Source organism: Brumimicrobium sp., from assembly GCF_048268645.1.
GTDB lineage: Bacteria > Bacteroidota > Bacteroidia > Flavobacteriales_D > Crocinitomicaceae > Brumimicrobium > Brumimicrobium ulvae.
This window is the reverse complement of the sequence record NZ_JBLWVE010000009.1, coordinates 1-17,333: the sequence shown is the minus strand read 5'-3', so window position 1 is coordinate 17,333 and position 17,333 is coordinate 1. Positions and strand designations below refer to the sequence as shown.

16 protein-coding genes are annotated in these 17,333 nt (G+C 34.4%); 9 read left to right on the top strand and 7 right to left on the bottom strand.

Annotated elements, in window-relative coordinates:
• Nucleotides 1-257 precede the first annotated feature (257 nt).
• Nucleotides 258-572: a hypothetical protein gene (locus ACN0U3_RS08685; RefSeq protein ID WP_417265897.1), complete on the bottom strand. Its 315-nt coding sequence runs from the start codon at nucleotides 570-572 to the stop codon at nucleotides 258-260.
• Nucleotides 573-768: 196 nt separating this feature from the next.
• Here ACN0U3_RS08685 and ACN0U3_RS08680 point away from each other — a divergent pair, with 196 nt between their 5' ends.
• Both ACN0U3_RS08680 and ACN0U3_RS08675 read left to right on the top strand, forming a co-directional pair.
• The gene (locus ACN0U3_RS08680) at nucleotides 769-1,764 is read left to right on the top strand and encodes a hypothetical protein (protein ID WP_417265896.1); all 996 of its coding nucleotides are present in this window, start codon (nucleotides 769-771) and stop codon (nucleotides 1,762-1,764) included.
• A 422-nt stretch (nucleotides 1,765-2,186) separates the two neighbouring features.
• The gene (locus ACN0U3_RS08675) at nucleotides 2,187-2,636 is read left to right on the top strand and encodes a KTSC domain-containing protein (protein WP_299205958.1); all 450 of its coding nucleotides are present in this window, start codon (nucleotides 2,187-2,189) and stop codon (nucleotides 2,634-2,636) included.
• Nucleotides 2,637-3,052: 416 nt separating this feature from the next.
• Here ACN0U3_RS08675 and ACN0U3_RS08670 read toward each other — a convergent pair whose 3' ends face one another.
• The 4 genes from ACN0U3_RS08670 to ACN0U3_RS08655 all read right to left on the bottom strand — a co-directional run bounded on the left by ACN0U3_RS08670 (nucleotide 3,053) and on the right by ACN0U3_RS08655 (nucleotide 5,697).
• Nucleotides 3,053-3,502 (bottom strand): cold-shock protein, encoded by a 450-nt coding sequence (locus tag ACN0U3_RS08670; protein WP_299205956.1) that lies wholly within the window; start codon nucleotides 3,500-3,502, stop codon nucleotides 3,053-3,055.
• A gap of 142 nt (nucleotides 3,503-3,644) precedes the next feature.
• Nucleotides 3,645-4,181: a glutathione peroxidase gene (locus tag ACN0U3_RS08665; protein ID WP_417265895.1), complete on the bottom strand. Its 537-nt coding sequence runs from the start codon at nucleotides 4,179-4,181 to the stop codon at nucleotides 3,645-3,647.
• A 51-nt stretch (nucleotides 4,182-4,232) separates the two neighbouring features.
• Nucleotides 4,233-4,766 (bottom strand): Smr/MutS family protein, encoded by a 534-nt coding sequence (locus ACN0U3_RS08660; RefSeq protein WP_417265894.1) that lies wholly within the window; start codon nucleotides 4,764-4,766, stop codon nucleotides 4,233-4,235.
• Nucleotides 4,747-5,697, bottom strand: coding sequence for a site-2 protease family protein (locus ACN0U3_RS08655; RefSeq protein WP_417265893.1), 951 nt, complete (start codon nucleotides 5,695-5,697; stop codon nucleotides 4,747-4,749). Before ACN0U3_RS08655 ends, ACN0U3_RS08660 begins: the two co-directional genes overlap by 20 nt.
• Nucleotides 5,698-5,762: 65 nt before the next feature.
• Between ACN0U3_RS08655 and ACN0U3_RS08650 the strand changes: the two genes are divergently transcribed.
• The 7 genes from ACN0U3_RS08650 to ACN0U3_RS08620 all read left to right on the top strand — a co-directional run bounded on the left by ACN0U3_RS08650 (nucleotide 5,763) and on the right by ACN0U3_RS08620 (nucleotide 11,961).
• Nucleotides 5,763-6,413 (top strand): ABC transporter ATP-binding protein, encoded by a 651-nt coding sequence (locus ACN0U3_RS08650; RefSeq protein WP_417265892.1) that lies wholly within the window; start codon nucleotides 5,763-5,765, stop codon nucleotides 6,411-6,413.
• Nucleotides 6,397-7,179 (top strand): TIGR02757 family protein, encoded by a 783-nt coding sequence (locus ACN0U3_RS08645; protein WP_417265891.1) that lies wholly within the window; start codon nucleotides 6,397-6,399, stop codon nucleotides 7,177-7,179. Before ACN0U3_RS08650 ends, ACN0U3_RS08645 begins: the two co-directional genes overlap by 17 nt.
• A gap of 243 nt (nucleotides 7,180-7,422) precedes the next feature.
• A complete protein-coding gene (locus ACN0U3_RS08640; protein WP_417265890.1) occupies nucleotides 7,423-8,136 on the top strand; it encodes a hypothetical protein in 714 nt (237 codons plus the stop codon).
• Entirely contained in the window at nucleotides 8,133-8,999 is an 867-nt protein-coding gene (locus ACN0U3_RS08635; protein WP_417265889.1) for a hypothetical protein, read from the top strand. The genes ACN0U3_RS08640 and ACN0U3_RS08635 overlap by 4 nt, the downstream gene beginning before the upstream one ends.
• Nucleotides 9,000-9,284: 285 nt before the next feature.
• A complete protein-coding gene (locus tag ACN0U3_RS08630; RefSeq protein WP_417265888.1) occupies nucleotides 9,285-9,932 on the top strand; it encodes a lysoplasmalogenase in 648 nt (215 codons plus the stop codon).
• A gap of 360 nt (nucleotides 9,933-10,292) precedes the next feature.
• The gene (locus ACN0U3_RS08625) at nucleotides 10,293-10,997 is read left to right on the top strand and encodes a hypothetical protein (protein ID WP_417265887.1); all 705 of its coding nucleotides are present in this window, start codon (nucleotides 10,293-10,295) and stop codon (nucleotides 10,995-10,997) included.
• A gap of 37 nt (nucleotides 10,998-11,034) precedes the next feature.
• Complete coding sequence (locus tag ACN0U3_RS08620; protein ID WP_417265886.1) at nucleotides 11,035-11,961, top strand: alpha/beta hydrolase; 927 nt, start codon at nucleotides 11,035-11,037, stop codon at nucleotides 11,959-11,961.
• A 106-nt stretch (nucleotides 11,962-12,067) separates the two neighbouring features.
• Here ACN0U3_RS08620 and ACN0U3_RS08615 read toward each other — a convergent pair whose 3' ends face one another.
• Together ACN0U3_RS08615 and ACN0U3_RS08610 are read right to left on the bottom strand one after the other, a co-directional pair.
• On the bottom strand, nucleotides 12,068-12,214 hold the full coding sequence (locus tag ACN0U3_RS08615) for a T9SS type A sorting domain-containing protein (RefSeq protein WP_417265979.1): 147 nt from the start codon (nucleotides 12,212-12,214) through the stop codon (nucleotides 12,068-12,070).
• Between the two features lie 78 nt (nucleotides 12,215-12,292).
• A complete protein-coding gene (locus tag ACN0U3_RS08610) occupies nucleotides 12,293-16,786 on the bottom strand; it encodes an ATP-binding cassette domain-containing protein (RefSeq protein ID WP_417265885.1) in 4,494 nt (1,497 codons plus the stop codon).
• Nucleotides 16,787-17,333 lie beyond the last annotated feature (547 nt).

Below are 17,333 nucleotides of genomic sequence, written 5' to 3'. Positions count from 1 at the left end.
TTTGTTGAAAATCGTACTGTAAATCACGTATAGCTTTGCTATTGAACATAAAATCAGATATAACGACGACAGTCTTACATAGTCAATGATTTTATGTTCAAGTGATTTACGCCTTTAATTATCTTACTTTCCAATCGTATCCTTTTCATAAGTCCTAATCTCAATCTTTACAGTATCCAAACTGTTTTTTAAAGAATCAGAATATTCATGAGGTTTAAATTCTTGAACAACTGCAGGTCCTTTAGATTCAATTTCCTTTAACAATGATTCATGATCCTATTTATTTGATCAAACTTCAAGTCTGCTCTTGCTAATTGATATGTAAGTTCTGCCGCACTTGAAATTTGTACCATTTCCTCATCTGAAAGCAAATATTTCATTTTAAAGGCAATGTAATCCAATTGCATGTAATCAATGAGAATCGTATCCACAGGTCTATTCGTGGAAAATATCTTACTGTCTTGGTATTTCTTTAAACTATCAGAAATGTTTTCGAAGTGAATTTCATTTTCACTTTGACAATAAGTAACGTGTGCACCGGTAAGGATTAAAAACAGAAAAATTACTTTCAATTTGATGAATTTTATTTCGCAAATTAGGTAAAAATTGTCTTCAATATCCGCATTTATTGAATAAAACTATTTTACTGATAATTTATTTTATTATTTTACTTGGGCTATTCTTAATCTTAAAAGAAATTAGAAGTTTAACCCAGAATTAAAAAACTTGTTTTTGAGAATCGCCATTATTAAAATACTAATAGGTTAAATGAAAAAATTGCTCTCCCTCCTCTCCATTCTTCTTCTCAACCTTACTTTGTATGGTCAAATTGAGGAAGAACTCAGAAATCAAAAAGTCGATTTTGAATCAACTACCATTGAGAATACACAACATATTATATCAACTATTTATTCTTTTGTTGGCGATGATTTTGATTCTTTAGATATACAATTGTTGCTAAGCTCTGAATTGATTGCTATGCTAATGATAGATAAGACTAAAGAGAATGATTCTATAACTTTCGGAGATGTGTATTACAAAATGCTTGAATTAAAACAAAAACCTGATTTCTCTACCTACAAAGAACAAACAATTATTGTTTTTGAGTTTTTACAAAAGCCCGCCGACTATGATAATTGGGAAAAAGATAAGCAGTTTTTGGAAGACATGGGGTTAGATTCAAGAATGATAGATTCTATTGGAGAGTATATTAAAGAAAAAAATAACCCAGATTTGACTTATAATGATGTTTTAAATGAGTTCAATGATATTTATGAATCTCAGAAAGTTACAAAAGAGGAACCTCATGAAATACTAGAGCGTTTTTATGATATTGAACTCTTCGATGAAGAAAGACTTTTACAACAAAGTAAGCTTGAGAATAAACCTATTCTTCTCTATTTTACAGGGCACAATGTTGTTAATTGCAAAAAATTCGAAATGAATGTTTTGTTCCAGGATGAAGTCGCTGATGTTATAATGGAGAATTTCATTTTTGTCCCATTATATATTGATGATAGAACAGCATTACCAGAAGGTATTAAGAAGTCAGTGAAAGATCCGAATGGTTCTATTCGACATCTAAAAACAATTGGAGAAAGAAATTCATACTATCAGTATTCTCGATTTGAAAACTCTGCTCAACCCTATTTCGCAGTGATTAATGCAGAAAATGAAGTAATTAAAACGGCTGACTTTAATTACAGAACAATAACCAAATTTGTTTCCTTTCTAGAAGAAGCTTTAGATAAATCACAAAAGTAAATGGTTCTACCACCAATTTAATGGGTGTATTTTCTATGAATAAAGTCAAAAACGATCTTCTCTCATATTGATGATTTTATAAATCTGAAAATATCCAAAAACGTCATAGCTGTATAAATCTACGAATATCTGTCTTGGTATCATCCTATGTTATTTAGATTAAAGCTTTCATTCGTTATCTTACTATTTTTTCCGTCGTGTTAATGACTTGTCTAAATCCTTTGAAGTTTTTTGTTGATTCAAGTTGATCTTTCATATCAACATGAATTATACTTCACTTTCCTCCTGCTGAATTATGGCGAAACGACATATTTTTATAGATTCTATTGTGTTAAAAACATCATTAACAAAAAGAAAAATTAGATTCTTGCAAATCCCCAATGATAATGTACGTATTTTTGCACACATTTTAATTTGAATCAATGAAACGTATTAATCAATACAAAAAGCTTTTTAATGTTGAGTCGACAATCGATTTAGCACAATTGAAGAAAACTTACCGTTCTTTAGTCAAAGAGTGGCATCCTGATAAATTTCAGGAAAACGACGAAAAAGCACTTGAAGCTGAGACGATGAGTCGTGATATTACACAAGGATATGAGTTTTTGATCAGCATAGCTCCAGCGACAATAGAAAATAATTTAGAAGAATACAAACACATGATGGATACATGTGGAATTGTTGATTTTCAGTGGAAAAATCAAGTTCTAGAGGTTGAATTCACAAATGGTTCTACATACGAGTATTTTGGTGTGTCAAAACCACTTTACGTTAAATTTGTTAATGCAGATAAGCAATTCAGATTTGGTAAAAGAAAAATATTTACAACTTGCTTGTATAGAAAGTCAAAAAGAGATGCTGTAATGCAGTAAACATTACTCCGTAAATAGGATTAAACATTCAGTGCTTAATCCATAAAATTCGAAAGTGATTAAAAGGGTTGTTGATGAAAATCACACCCTTTTTTTTATGGACTATTCTCCTCTATTTGGGATCAGTTTCAAAAGTTGGGGAGGGATTCATTCCTCACTTATTGAACAAGCGAGTGATGGAGTAAATTATAGAATGCGGTATAAATCCCACATCTATAGGTGATTTTAACGACTTTTATGCTTAAATCGTTGAATAATCCTAATTCAGATTGACAAGTATTTATGCTCAATTCCCAACTATTGGTCTTGACACCCTATTTTAAAAATTCAATGAATGAAAAACAAAACCGCTTTAACAAGATCATCCATTGGACATCTCATTAAAGCGGTTAAAATATCTAGTTTAAAGAAAAAACCTATGCCAACGCTACATTTACAGCATCCATACCTTTTCTACCACGAACGATATCAAAAGTAACTTTGTCATTCTCCTGAATATCAAAAGTCACGTTGTTCACGTGGAAGAAGTATTTTTCTCCTGAATTGTTGTCGTTAATAAATCCGAATCCTTTACTGCTATCGTAAAAGGCTACTGTTCCTACATTAACATCTGGTTCTCCTGAATCTTCTTTCTTTGGAACTCCAATTACGATGTCTTCTGCTTCGATTTCTTCACGTTCTTGTTCTTCTGGTGGGGTGTCTGTTAAGTTTCCAAACTCATCAACATAAGCAATCATGTCGTCCAAACTTCCTCCTTGAACGTTGTCTTCTTGACGTTGCTCTCTCTTAAGTTGTTTTTCTTTCTTCTTTTTTGCTTTTTTCTTTTCTTTCTCTCGTTTACTAAACGATTCTTGCGATCTACCCATTTATATTTTTAAAATGTTTTGTGCTTTTAGTTACGAAAAGCGTTTTAGTTGTGCATGATAATAGTTATCAGCATTTGGTGCAACAAATCCAATGCTTCAAATTTAAGGAAATTATAGTTAATTACATAAATAAATTAAACTATTACTTTTCTATCCAATCAATAATGGCCTTATCTGTAGGAACTGTTTTAGAATAATAGATTTCCTCTAGCATTCCATCTTTTCCAATTAGGTATTTTTGAAAATTCCATTTTACTTTACTGTCACTGTGACCATTTAAGTTCTTGTTGGTCAGGTATTCATACAATGGAGCGATTTCACTTCCTTTTACTGATATTTTTGACATCATTGGAAAAGTTACGCCATAATTTTTTTGACAAAAAACAGCAATCTCTTCATCCGTTCCTGGTTCTTGTTTCATAAAATCATTCGAAGGGAATCCTAAAATCACAAAATCATCTCCGCCATATTTTTCATATAATTCTTGTAATTGTTCGTATTGTGGAGTAAAACCACATTTTGAAGCGGTATTCACAATCATGATTTTCTTGCTCTTGAATTCAGATAAACTAATTAACTCTCCTTCAATGGTCTCTACCTTGAAATCGTAAATTGATTTTTCCTGAGCAAATAATAGGGTTGTACTGATCAATATGAATCCTAAAAGTAAATTTTTCATTTGAATGTTTTTAAATGTACTAAGTAATAACAAAAAAGAGCAGATTTTGTTTTAACGATAATGGAGTTCTATCGCAGTGGCCCCTTTACCATAACTTCTGAAATCAGCATCGTAATATTCCAGATCAACTTTTCCCGCTAGAAAATCTCGTATTTCGGCCTTTAATACACCTTCTCCTACGCCATGAATGACCACAAGTTTGCGTATTTGTTTTTCTTGCGCTTTTCTAAAGAAACGTTTAAACTCCAGCAATTGCTTATTCAACAATTCACCATTGGTAAATCCCCTTTCGCTATCCATAAAAGCATGGGTATGTAAATCGATTTCCCAAAAATCTTTCTTTTTGTAAACATCTCCGAGGTCTTTGTTATAGCTTACGGTTTCTTCTATAACATCCTTAATGTCAAAATCATCATGCAAAATATTGCTTTGGTCACCGTGGATTTTCACCAACTCTATTTCTAAGAATTCACGATCAAAACCATCGTCATCAACGATAACAATTTGTTCATTCTTATAAGATTTTACAATCCCTCCTCCTACTTCTTTTAAGAAACTAACTTTCTCACCTGGTTTGAAACGCATGTACTAATGTATTGAAATCGATAGCCATTAACGCATAAAAGGATAAGAAAATCCCTCCAGCCCAGAGGACCAACATAAATATTTTGAAAAATACCGAAGCATCCTTTTTCGTTGGAGGAAATAAAACACCTTCAACTTGCTTGGCTACAATTTGATTGTATTTCTCTTCTTCATTGTACTCCTTTATGTCTTCGAGTACTGGTGTGTGTTCAATAATAATACGTTTAATTTTAGCATAAGTCCTGTTCGAAATATCGTCGTAATTCGACTCATACACAATATTATCGTCTTTCATATCCTTGCGGATCAAATATAGCTTGTGCTTGTTTTTTATGCGAAATCCGAGCAGTAACCCAAAGATAATCAATAGCCATGAATCAAAGTATAGTCCAGCACCGGCAATTGCCAATGAAGAAATAACGTTAAAGATGAGTTGGGCAAACTCATAATTGTTAAAAAACAATACACGCATGAGTTGGCCTCCATCGAGAGGATCGATAGGAATTAGATTCATCACGTTTAAGAAAATCAACATAGCGCCCAATTGAATAGAAAACGATGTGGGTTGAATCCAACCATAAAGTATGAGTGAAGCTCCGAGTATAATTCCTGGTATTGGTCCTGCAATGATCATTAAAGAGCTTTCAATTTGTGAATATTCTTTCTTTTTACCGGACACCATAGCGCCCATAAATGGAATGAACAACATGTTTAACTCTTCATAATTAAAAATTTTCATCATTAAGAAATGTCCTAATTCATGAAACAGAAGAACACCTAGAAGAATAGCAATTAGGTAGTAATCATCAAGGATCAAAGAGAATGTAATGGCGAAAATCACCATAGAAAGTACTGTAATCGAAATGTGTCCGTTACTTTTCCTTTTAATTAAAATCGGCTTCTGAGGATATTGCTGTTCAAATTCTTCCATCTTAACTCAACAAATTTACGCTAATTCAAGTTTATACACAAATTATATATTATTTTCGTCCTTCTATGATACAAGCCAAAAACATAACTAAGGCCTACGACCAAGTACAAGTCCTTAAAGGTATCGATATTTCTGTAAAAGAAGGCGAATTGATCTCTATTGTTGGAGCTTCTGGTGCAGGAAAAACAACTTTACTTCAAATCTTAGGAACATTAGAGCGTCCAGATGCTGGTGAATACAGCGTTGGGACGCAATTGCCTTTTGAATTATCACAAAAACAATTGGCTCAATTCAGAAATGAATCTATAGGTTTTGTTTTCCAATTTCATCAGTTGTTGCCCGAATTTACAGCCATTGAAAATGCCATTTTACCGGCCTTGATTCGTGGTGATGCCAAACAAGATGCTGAAAAACGTGCAAAAGAATTGTTTTCTTTCTTGAATTTAAAGAACAGAGACGAGCATAAACCTTCTGCACTTTCAGGTGGTGAACAACAAAGGGTTGCAGTAGCACGTGCTTTGATGAATTCACCCAAGGTAATTCTAGCCGATGAACCTTCAGGGAATTTGGATACAAAAAACTCTGAAGAACTGCATCAATTGTTTTTTAGTCTACGTGAAAATTTTGGTCAAACTTTCATTATTGTAACGCACAATACACAACTTGCTGATATTTCTGACCGTAAATTAGAAATGGCTGATGGACGATTCATTTAGTATTGATATCAAGGAAATAACGGATTTACTTAATGTAAAGGTTCAACAGTTTAATACTGTCGATTTTATTAAAGATGACCCTGTACTTCTTCCCCATCGTTTTCACAAAAAACAAGACATCGAAATCATTGGTTTCATCGTTGCTTTAATTGCATGGGGAAAGCGAAAAATGATTATTGACAATGGTGAAAAACTGATTGAACTCATGGGACATGCTCCGCATGATTATGTTTTGAATTATGAAACAGGAATGCTTGCGGAGAAAGCTTTTGTTCACCGGACTTTCAATACAGACGATCTGGATTTCGTCTTGCGTGCATTGAAAGCTTGCTATAGAGAAAATGATTCATTAGAAGCATGGTTCAAATTGAATCCTTCTGAAAGTGGAATCAAACAACGGATCATCAATTTCCGTAAAGCATTTTTTGAAACTCCTCATCAGCAACGCAGTGAAAAACACATTGCTAATCCAGCAAAAGGCTCAGCAGCCAAACGCATCAACATGTTTTTGAGGTGGATGGTTCGCAAGGACGATAAAGGTGTCGATTTCGGAATATGGAATTCTATAGGTATGAATGAATTGTACGTCCCACTTGATGTCCACACAGGGAATGTTGCGCGAACACTAGGACTCATCACCCGAAAACAAGACGATTGGAAAGCACTCGAAGAACTGATGACCAACCTACAAAAAATGGATGAAAATGATCCTTGCAAGTATGATTTTGCATTGTTTGGATTGGGCGTTAGTGGAGAAATGAAGTAAATATGCTTATGGATAACTAACTCAAGTTAATCAATGACTTCACAATGTTTATAAATCGTTTGTGCCGTTTAATTTAATTAATCGTTAATTAAATTGGAAGAGGTGTAGTCAGTTTTTTTTCTAAACAACCAATATCACATATATATTGAACCCTGATGACTCTCATTATACATATTCAACATAATATATAGAATTAAAATAGTATTATATTTGAGTGTTTAAAAAGAACTAATTGTGTTTTCAATGAGCATATTCTCCTACCATTTAGTAAAGACAACATACCTAAAAGCACTTAGGATTCTTCTATTTTCTCCATCATCAAAAAGTATATCAGGTTTAATTCATATTGAATGCATGTCCTTTATGACTTTGGGTTCTAAGGTCTTCTCACCTTCTCGATTTTTTAGCCGTAAAATTATTGTTATTGCACAATGGGAAAACGAAAGTGATTTACTTCATTTTTTAGAAAATCATCAATTAGGAAAAACGCTAATTAAAGGATGGCACACAAGACTGAAGTTTATACGTCAATGGGGGAGATTTAAAGGGTTTGAAATTCCAAAAGTAGATGTAGAGTTGAATAATCCAAATACTCCTGTTGTGGCACTTACCATTGCTAGGATGAAACTTTTTCAAGTTCCTAGATTCATTCATTGGGGAAGACCAGTTGAACGGTTAGTGCGCGATCATCCAGGTACTACCCTTGCTTTAGCGTCAATTAAATTACCGAGAACTGTTTCAACTTTTTCAGTTTGGAAATCTCAGAAGGAAATGACGGATATGGTTCATGGTCATAGCAATATTCATCAACCTAAACGTCATGCCAACGCAATGAAGGAAAGAAGCAGGAAAAACTTTCATTATGAATTTACAACCCTACGTTTTATATCCTTGTCTGAACATGGTGAATGGGATGATAGAAAAAATATTATCCCTTCTCTAATAAACAATCAATGAGTTTAGCTTATCCGAAACAAAATTTAAAAGATTGGTTCACTCAGCAATGGGTGATTTTATGGGGAAGGAAAATTAATCCGGAAAAAGTACCTTGGTTAGTTGGACCTATGGGGGATCTAGGTTCTATTTCGGATGACTTCATCGTTCAATTTGCTAAATCTGAAGGCTTAATTATTCGAAGAAATTCAGCTTCTCATGGCTTAATATCTCCAATTGGTATTTTAAATCTATCTGACGATGAGCACCAAAAGCTATCTGATCAGGTTGTAGATTTTTATGAAAAAACGGCAGATTATAATTTGAGGTTATCTGTTCAATGGAATCCTTTGTTTAAATTTTTCGGAATTGTCGTCAACAAACTTTTTAGTCGCAGAATCAATCAATTGAACGTTCCGACCGAAAACTTAAAAGACTCAGAGGCTTTGACTAGTGAACTTATAACACTTGTTGATCCGAACACAAAGAAAGTTAAGCATACAATTTGGTTCAGAACTATAAAATCAACTGGTCAAACTGTATATTCTGGTGTTTATAGCACCTGTGATTTACCTTCCGGGAAAACATGTGTTAAAGCAGTTTTCCCGCTTCCTAAAGGAAATGCCACCGTAATTATGACACCAAGTGTTGATGCAAATGGCGGACTTGTTTTAAATTCTTCAGGTATGAAATTCGGTGACGCCGGTTTTTATTTTCTGCTTACCGATGCTAAGGGAAATCTTTGGTCTCAATACATAAAGTCGTTCAGAGATTATCTGATTGTCTTCCCAGAAGACGGGAAAATAATAGCAGAACAAACCTTAACTTTATGGCGTAAGAGAGTTCTTCACTTTACTTATCATATAAATCACATGCATCGGCAATAAATTTATCTAAATTTGTATTACCATTTGTTTGGTTAATTACCTTGGTAATTCTTATAAACTAAGTTTGTAGCGTTTATGATTCCATATTGAAAATGCAATACATAGAGTGCCTGTCGACTGTGTGTTTCCAAGTGCAATTTCATTGAATTGCAACGAAGAAAGTCCGTATTAACCTTTGAAAATATTTAATGAATTATAATATTGTGAAGCGTTAAAGTCTGGTGAAGAGAGGTTTGTTTTTTTTAACTGATCATCATAGATGTAAACCACAATAATGAAAAGAAAATGACACTAATAATTCTCAGCATAGCCATCCTCATTTCTGCAATTATTGCAATTTTCTATAGACAGAAACAGAACAACAAGATGTTCTCTGTTTTTAAACCATTGACGACAATACTTATTATTGCTTTGGCAGTTGTCATCCATCAAGAATCTGCAAGTACATATTCTCAATTGATGATTGCCTCGCTCTTCTTTGCTTTGATTGGAGATATTTTCCTGATCAACAAAAAGTATTTTTTACAAGGGTTAACTTCATTTCTTATTGCCCATATTGGATTCACCATTGGCTTTACAAGTGTTTTTGGATTCAGTTGGGAATGGCTGCCATTAATTTTTCTGTTACTCGTTGGAGGAGTCTATTTTAATGTGCTAAGGAAACATTTGTTCAAGATGACAATTCCTGTTATTGTCTATATTGTAGTCATTTTAATCATGAATTGGCAAGCCATAGGTCTACTGCTTCTCGACCAATCCTTGGTTTTTATGGTTTTGGTATTGGGTTCTCTATCCTTTACTTTTTCTGATGCTGTTCTTGCGTATGACATGTTTAAAAAACCTTTTAGAATGGCTGAAATATTAATTCTTTCAAGCTATTGGATGGCCATCTATATTTTCACCTTGGCGGGTTGGTTTATTGGTCTCAAATAGAGTTAAAAATATACTCTCGATAGACCTCGGGATGAGTGTACCTCTCTTAGGCTTTAAAAAAATCTCATGTGAATTTAAAGTGCTTTTAGTCCATTTCGGTTCGGTGGCTTTTGCTTTTTTCAAAATACTTCATTGAATCCACTTCTGACTGCTGGTCTTCATCAATCAATATTGTGTTTGAGAGTGAATAAAACTCATAAATAAGCCTTTATTGGTAATCCATTGATGGTTTTCACCTTTTTTAAGGAAATTCAGCAAAAAATAGACCGAAGTTATTGTAGTTAAACAAAATGAATTGAGTATATTATCAGACAAACAAATTATAAATAACGAGGAATACCATTCCTAAAATCAATTTATATGAAAAAGAAAATACAGTTTACGTTAATGATGAAATTTAGTTTATTGGCCTTAATGTTTTTTACATTGAACAATAGTGTATATGCTCAGGCAGTTACTCCTAAAGACGGTATGATAATGCACAATAAAAGTCAGCGACCAAGTATTTTTGTCAACATTGACCCTGAACCAAAACCACTAAAGAAAGCATGGAAGTCTTTTTTAAAGGACAACTACGACTTCAAAATTAAAGGCATTGGATTTTTAAGCAATAAGGATTTACTCTACGCAGAAGATCTTGTGATTGAAAAAATTTCTCCTAAACGTATGAATTTCTACACGAAAATTGTTGAAAATGAAGTGGGATCAGAAATGACGGTCTTTGGTTCTTTTGGTTATGACATCTACATTGATAAAAATGAAACTCCTGAAGAGTACAAAGTGATGAATCAAATGCTTACCGAATTTTTAAACAGCTATTTACCAGACTACTATAAGAATCAAGTCAAAGACACAGAGAAAAAGGTCAAAAAGCTTTCGAAAGAAGTAAAAGGCTTAAATAAAGATATTTCTAAGAACAATAAAAAAACAAAGAAACTTGCAAAAGAGATTGAAGAATTGACCAAAGAAGCAGCAGAAAAAGAAGAAGAATTAGAAACTGCCACCATCAAATTGAAGGAAAGAAAAAGTAAACTGGAGAGAATTAAAAAGAAATTGAATCAATAACGAATTTCTCTTTTATGAATGTTTTTCAAATCATCGTATGGATTTAAACAAAGATTTTACCACTCAAACCATTGCATTGACTCCAGATTACGAAGGAGAAGTTAAAGCTACTTTAATCTCATCAAATTCAAATCAAGGAAGTCGCAAAAGTGTCTTGTATGTTCATGGCTATATTGATTATTTCTTTCATGCGCATATGGGGCAAAAGTTTAATACTCAAGGTTATGATTTTTATGCTTTAGATCTCAGGAAATATGGACGTTCTTTGATGGAGCATCAGCATCCTAACTATTGTATAGACATTGAAGAGTATTTTGAAGAAATTTCAATAGTGCTACGTCAAATTCATGAAGCAAGTAAGGAAAAAGTTATACTGTTGGCGCATTCAACTGGTGGATTAATTACGGCCAACTACATGAATTTCGGAAAGGAAAAGAATTTGGTCAAAACATTGGTGCTTAACTCTCCTTTTTTCGATTTTAATATGTCGAGAATTAAAAAAGCAGCAACAATTACCGTTTCTTATCCTATTGGCGGACTATTTAAATACGCCAAAGTAGAAGGTGCCCTTTCCCCTGCTTACGCTGAAAGTATTCATAAAGATTATCATGGAGAATGGGATTTTAACTTGAGTTGGAAGCCAATCAAAGGTTTTCCTACCTACTTCAAATGGATTGCAGCAATTAGAAAGGGACATAAAAAATTACGACAATCTAAAATTGACGTACCTGTTCTTGTGATGCACTCAAGTAGTTCCGAAAGAATCTCAAACTTTTCTGAGAAAGCCACACGACAAGATATTGTGTTGAATGTTGAAGACATTAAACGCGTTGGTGCTAGACTAGGTCCAAAGGTGACGCTTTTAGAAATAGAAAATGGAATGCATGACTTGTTTTTATCTAAAGCGCCCGTTCGTGAAAAAGCTTTTGAGGAAATGTTTGAATGGCTAAAAGATTTGAAATAAATAGAAGGTCTAGATTTTGAACCTCTTTGGAATCAATTAAACTCAATAAATAAAAAAGTGCGATATCACTGGATATCGCACTTTTTCTTTGTTTGAATGCGCACTTTTAATTCTTGATCATTTTTATTTGTTCTCTCCCACCTCCTACTATAATTTCTACAAAGTAAGTTCCTGGTTTGAATTCTGAGGTATAAATTTTATCTGATTGTTGAACTGTTTCTCCAAACACCTTTCGACCAAGTACATCACGAATTTCACGAAGCTACAGCGAGCTTGTAGCTCATGGTCTTCGTTTAGCTTAGAAGTTAAACGTAGAAAAATTCTCAAATCATCAATTCGTAATCCGTAATTGATTTTTTAGTTTACCCAACAAATACAAATTATGCTCTACCACCAAAACATCATTTTCTTTGGCGAGCTTTTCTAAAATTCCTAACAATAAATCTATATCTGAATAATGTAATCCCACGCTCGGCTCATCGAGGATAAACAACTCGTTTTTAGGTTTTTCATCAAGCCAATTCAGTAAGAGTAAACGCTGTTTTTCTCCTGACGATAAGGATTGAACGGTTTGCTGTAAAGAAAGATGACCTAATCCGATGGCTCTGAGTTGTTCCAGGAATGTTGCCGTTTTAGAGGATGTTTTGTAGTCTGAAAACCAATTTTGAATCTCTAAAAGATTAAATGCTAGTATATCTGCAATGTTTTTGGAATTTATTCGATATTCTAAAATGTGATTTTGATAGCGTTTTCCTTCACATTCCTCACATTTTTCTATCGTGTTTGCTGCAATGTCTAAACTCGTTTCAATGAAACCTTTTCCTTTGCAAATTGGACATTGACTGGATTTTGTTTTATAAGAAAAGTCCTTGGCTTTCAACTTAGTTTTTTTTGCGAAGAATTTCGTGATTTCATTCAAAATCCCTAGATAATCTACCAATAATGTCGCTGCGTGGGTTCTTAGTTTCTTCGATTCGAAATAATGAACTCCTTGGTATTTTTTAGGCAATTGAAATTGTTCACAATTTACTGGCTTCCCTGACTCTATGCTCGGAATTAAGATTTCCTTGACCAAAGTCGTTTTTCCTACGCCTGACTTTCCAGTGATGGCTGTTATTCCACCCACTGGAATATCCAATTGCTCTTTTTGAAGTGAATGTTTGGCTAAATTACCTATCGAAATATGTTCTTTTGATGGCGATAAGTCAACTGCAACTATTTCATTTCTCAAGAAAGGATGACACTCTTTTTGTTTGAGTAAACCTTCTGGTGAACCTTGATATGTAATTGTTCCTCCGTACTTTCCGGATTTAGGACCTAATTCCACAAGGTAACCGGAAGACAGCATTATTTCTTTGTTGTGTTCGATGGCAATTACGGTATTTCCTTTCGCAATCAGCTCTTGTAGAATAGCAATTAAATCTGGAATATTGTCTTTGGATAATCCCGCAGAAGGTTCGTCGAGTAAATAAGTAATTCCTTTGAGTGGATTATTCAATTGCTTAATCAACTCCACACGTTGATTCTCACCTCCTGAAAGTGTTGCAGATTTCCGTGTCAATTGAAGGTGGTCAATGTGTAACTGCTCCGCTCTTTTTATTGTTTTCGAAATAAAAGGTTGAATTTGAGCGATTAATTTACCATCAATTTCATCGTTTTTGGAATTTGAAATCAGCCAACTTTCCAATGCTAAGAAATGCATTGATTTGATATCAAAAATGGATTTCCCCGCTAGTTTTACAGTCAACCTTTCTTGCTTTAATCCGCTTCCATGACAAATGCTGCATTCTTTTTGTGAGAACAAGGAAAGTAGATTTTTCGTAAACTTATTCTTTCGTGTTAAGTAATATTCATTTTTCAAATAATTGAAGATTCCCTCCCATTTCATTGATAAAGCCTGACTTCCTTGATTGGTTTTCGTTTTATAATTCCAATTCGTTTCCCATATCTTTTCTCCTGTTCCCTTAAAAATCAGCTCTTTTTGTTGTTCAGAAAGCGCTATAAATGGCGTTTCAAGTGAGAAGTCATGTTGTGTTCCAATTTCTTTTAAAACCGCCATGTACTGACTCCCGGCATTTCCATAATAATCCAGGGTTTTATTGTGTTCGAACAAACCTTCGGAGATGCTTAAATTCGAATTCAGAACAATTTTATCGAGGTCCGGCAATAATTCTTCGCCAATTCCTTCGCAAACGGCACACCTGCCCAATTCATGGTTATTCGAAAAATGGCTTGCAGATAAATCCTCTCCTTCAAAAGTAGATTTTCGGGAGAAAGCAAAACGCAAGATTTGATCTATTCCTGTTTGCTTGGCGATGTCTGAACGCTGAGAGTAGCTGGTTTGCTTTTGGGTGATGCAAATTGTGGGAGTTAATCCTGTGATGCTGTCTACATCGAATTGAAAAGCTGTTCCCACACGAGATTGCTGATAACTCGAAAATTGCTTACTCATTTCCTGCAACCCGTAACCATGCAGGGTATCAATCACCAATGATGATTTACCTGAACCAGAAATTCCAGTCACTACAGTTAGTTGATGCTTGGGTAGGTCTAAATTTATGTCCTTTAAATGGTGAGTTCGCGCCCCTTTTATTGAAATTACATTTCTATTTTGAAGTATTTCATCTTCAAATTCAATTGGATCAACGCTTAGCGAATTATCAACTAACACATCACATTCAGATTGGAAAAGTTGATGATTTTCGTAGCAAACAATTCCTGCCGTATTATTTTTTAATTGGTGTAAAGCGGAAATTAATTGTTGAACATTCTGTTGATGTAAACCTATACTCGGTTCTTCAAGTATCAGAATGGTTTTTGGAGATTTTTTTGCGAAATGTTTCGTCAATTTCACACGTTGGGCTTCTCCTCCTGATAGCGTGTTTGAAGGTTGACCTAATTTAATATAGTCCAATCCCAGCTGAATCATCAAGGACAAAACATCTGTGATTTTCTTCTCCGTTGAAAAGAACGCAAAAGCTTCGTCGATACTTAAATTATAAATTTCTGAAATGTTTTTCTCATTCCATTTCACCTGTAGTACCTCACTCTTAAAGCGTTTTCCATTACAGGTCGGACATTTCTGGTTAATGTTCCCCAAAACACTCATCGATAATGTAATTACCCCAGCTCCTTCGCACGTCTCGCATCGACCAACTTTATTGTTAAATGAAAATGCACCTTTTGCTAATTTCAATTCTTTTGCCTCAGGTGTTTTCGCTAATAAATCTCTTATTTTATCGGCAATTCCAGTGTAAGTCGACGGGTTACTTCTCGGGGTTTTCCCAATGGGTTGATCAGAAACAATGATGGTTTTCAAATCGTTTTTTTCGCAAAACGCTTCAATTTTGTGTATCGACTGAGCTGTTTTTCGGGTTATTACAGTCAGTTTTTTAAGTGAAGGTTGAAAGTCAGCTTCCATATTGACTCGTGGCGAATGAGTTGAAGGAATTTTACTTTCTTGCAACGCTTTTAAAGTCGGACTATTTAACTCCTTGGCATTTAGAAAATCCTTTACCGAACCATTGAATACCACTTCTCCTCCATTGATTCCCGATGCTGGTCCTAATTCAATGATCCAATCTGCAGATTTGATAAAATCTAAATCATGTTCGACTACCAACACGGTATTTCCTCTCAAAATCAATCGCTTAAAAATATGCAATAAGTATTTTTGATAAGCTTTTGAAAGTCCAATGGATGGCTCGTCGAAAACATACAGAATTCCCTGTAAATTGGTGTTCACCTGATTAATCAACTTGATTCTTTGTGCATCACCGGATGAAATAGCATAACTTTCTGTACTCAACGTGTATTCACTCATTCCCAAGCGAATCAAGTCATACAATTGAACTCGAATTTTATTTACAAGTACTTTCTCTCCATCGTTTAAATGCTGAATTTCAAGCTTTTCATAAAGTTCAACCAATGAAAAATTCATCCAAGCATCAAAATTATAGCCTTGCCATTTATATTTTAGTTGTTCCGATTTTATTCGAGCGCCATGACAACTGGGGCACAATCTGGAACTCACAAATTTCAGAATATTGGCGTTTCGATCGCGTTTCAGAATGTCCTGCATAATGGGAAGAACACCTTTATAGAATCCTTCCTCTCTTGGTTTCGCTTTAAATCCTGTCCACCTTAAGCGAGATTCCAAACTGTGCTTTCCATAGAAAACTTTAATCTTTTCACTTCCATTTAAAACAACATCTTTTTGTTCTTCTGACAGATCTTTCCAAGGAATATCTACACTGAAACCGTGGGCTTTACACAACTTATCCAACTCTTCAACTGTTACTTGAGAGTAAACGATATAACCATTTGGCAAAGTGGTGACTATCGCTCCTTCTCTCAAGGTTTTGTTTTCATCACCGACAAGCTTTTTAACGTCGATATATTCTTCTTGTCCAATTCCATTACATACTTCACAAGCACCCCTCGGATGATTAAAAGAGAACAGAGATTTACTCATTTTATGCTCCGCAGAATAACGCGCAAACAAGATTCTAAAAACGTCAGTCAGTTCGGAAAGCGTTCCAAAAGTTGTATTTGTAGATTGAAAACGTTTGGACTGTTCCACCTTAATTACCGGAGGAAGACCTTTAATTTCATCCACTTCAGCCGTTGGAATCGCCAAGCCATTTTGTTGATTATAAGCCGGCAAACTCTCCAAAAAATAGCGATAACCTTCATTCGCAATTACGCCCATCGCTAAAGAAGATTTCCCCGAACCTGATAATCCTGTCACCACGATCAATTGATTTTCAGGAATTTCTAAACTGATGTTTTTGAGGTTGTTTTGATGGGCATTGATGATTTTCATGAAGGACTTTTCTTTTTTTGAATTGGAAAAGTTTAAATATAGGGAATTTGAGGTGGCGACCAAGAAGAAAAGGGTTGCATTTTGTCACAAGGGTACGAGAAGCTGCACTAAATCTCGCAGCTTCTTGGGTTCCGATAAATACGGGACAGGCTGTGCGTCTTGTTTTCAAAACTATAACGATAAAAGAGTTATTCACTCGACAAATTCACTGAGTTTGGCCAAATATCAAATCAATTTCTCAAATCAAGAAATTTTGGATTGAGAAAATTTAAAATCCTTGAAATTGAGGTGACTTTTCACGGCTGACCAATATTGGAACAGTTTTGTTGCGGAGTTATGTGGAGTGTGCACCTACCGACAAAGGATCCACCGCCAAGAATCTCCCTACTCTCGGAATGGAATCTAGATCGAGCGGGGATACCAGCAGGTATGACATAGCTTCAAAAGCAATAAACTAAGAGGCGATAACTGTTACAATCAAATCATCTAAGCACCATATTTGAAGTCCAATCTCATCTATTTCATATACGTTTTGAACCTCATTCTC

Excerpts from the sequence above, each read along its gene's own strand:
- ACN0U3_RS08650 (WP_417265892.1), top strand. The coding sequence starts at position 5,763 with ATGATACAAGCCAAAAACATAACTAAGGCCTACGACCAAGTACAAGTC.
- ACN0U3_RS08680 (WP_417265896.1), top strand. The coding sequence starts at position 769 with ATGAAAAAATTGCTCTCCCTCCTCTCCATTCTTCTTCTCAACCTTACT.
- ACN0U3_RS08665 (WP_417265895.1), bottom strand. The coding sequence starts at position 4,181 with ATGAAAAATTTACTTTTAGGATTCATATTGATCAGTACAACCCTATTA.
- ACN0U3_RS08620 (WP_417265886.1), top strand. The coding sequence starts at position 11,035 with ATGGATTTAAACAAAGATTTTACCACTCAAACCATTGCATTGACTCCA.
- ACN0U3_RS08630 (WP_417265888.1), top strand. The coding sequence starts at position 9,285 with ATGACACTAATAATTCTCAGCATAGCCATCCTCATTTCTGCAATTATT.
- ACN0U3_RS08660 (WP_417265894.1), bottom strand. The coding sequence starts at position 4,766 with ATGCGTTTCAAACCAGGTGAGAAAGTTAGTTTCTTAAAAGAAGTAGGA.
- ACN0U3_RS08625 (WP_417265887.1), top strand. The coding sequence starts at position 10,293 with ATGAAAAAGAAAATACAGTTTACGTTAATGATGAAATTTAGTTTATTG.
- ACN0U3_RS08635 (WP_417265889.1), top strand. The coding sequence starts at position 8,133 with ATGAGTTTAGCTTATCCGAAACAAAATTTAAAAGATTGGTTCACTCAG.
- ACN0U3_RS08640 (WP_417265890.1), top strand. The coding sequence starts at position 7,423 with ATGAGCATATTCTCCTACCATTTAGTAAAGACAACATACCTAAAAGCA.
- ACN0U3_RS08675 (WP_299205958.1), top strand. The coding sequence starts at position 2,187 with ATGAAACGTATTAATCAATACAAAAAGCTTTTTAATGTTGAGTCGACA.
- ACN0U3_RS08610 (WP_417265885.1), bottom strand. The coding sequence starts at position 16,786 with ATGAAAATCATCAATGCCCATCAAAACAACCTCAAAAACATCAGTTTA.
- ACN0U3_RS08655 (WP_417265893.1), bottom strand. The coding sequence starts at position 5,697 with ATGGAAGAATTTGAACAGCAATATCCTCAGAAGCCGATTTTAATTAAA.
- ACN0U3_RS08645 (WP_417265891.1), top strand. The coding sequence starts at position 6,397 with ATGGACGATTCATTTAGTATTGATATCAAGGAAATAACGGATTTACTT.
- ACN0U3_RS08670 (WP_299205956.1), bottom strand. The coding sequence starts at position 3,502 with ATGGGTAGATCGCAAGAATCGTTTAGTAAACGAGAGAAAGAAAAGAAA.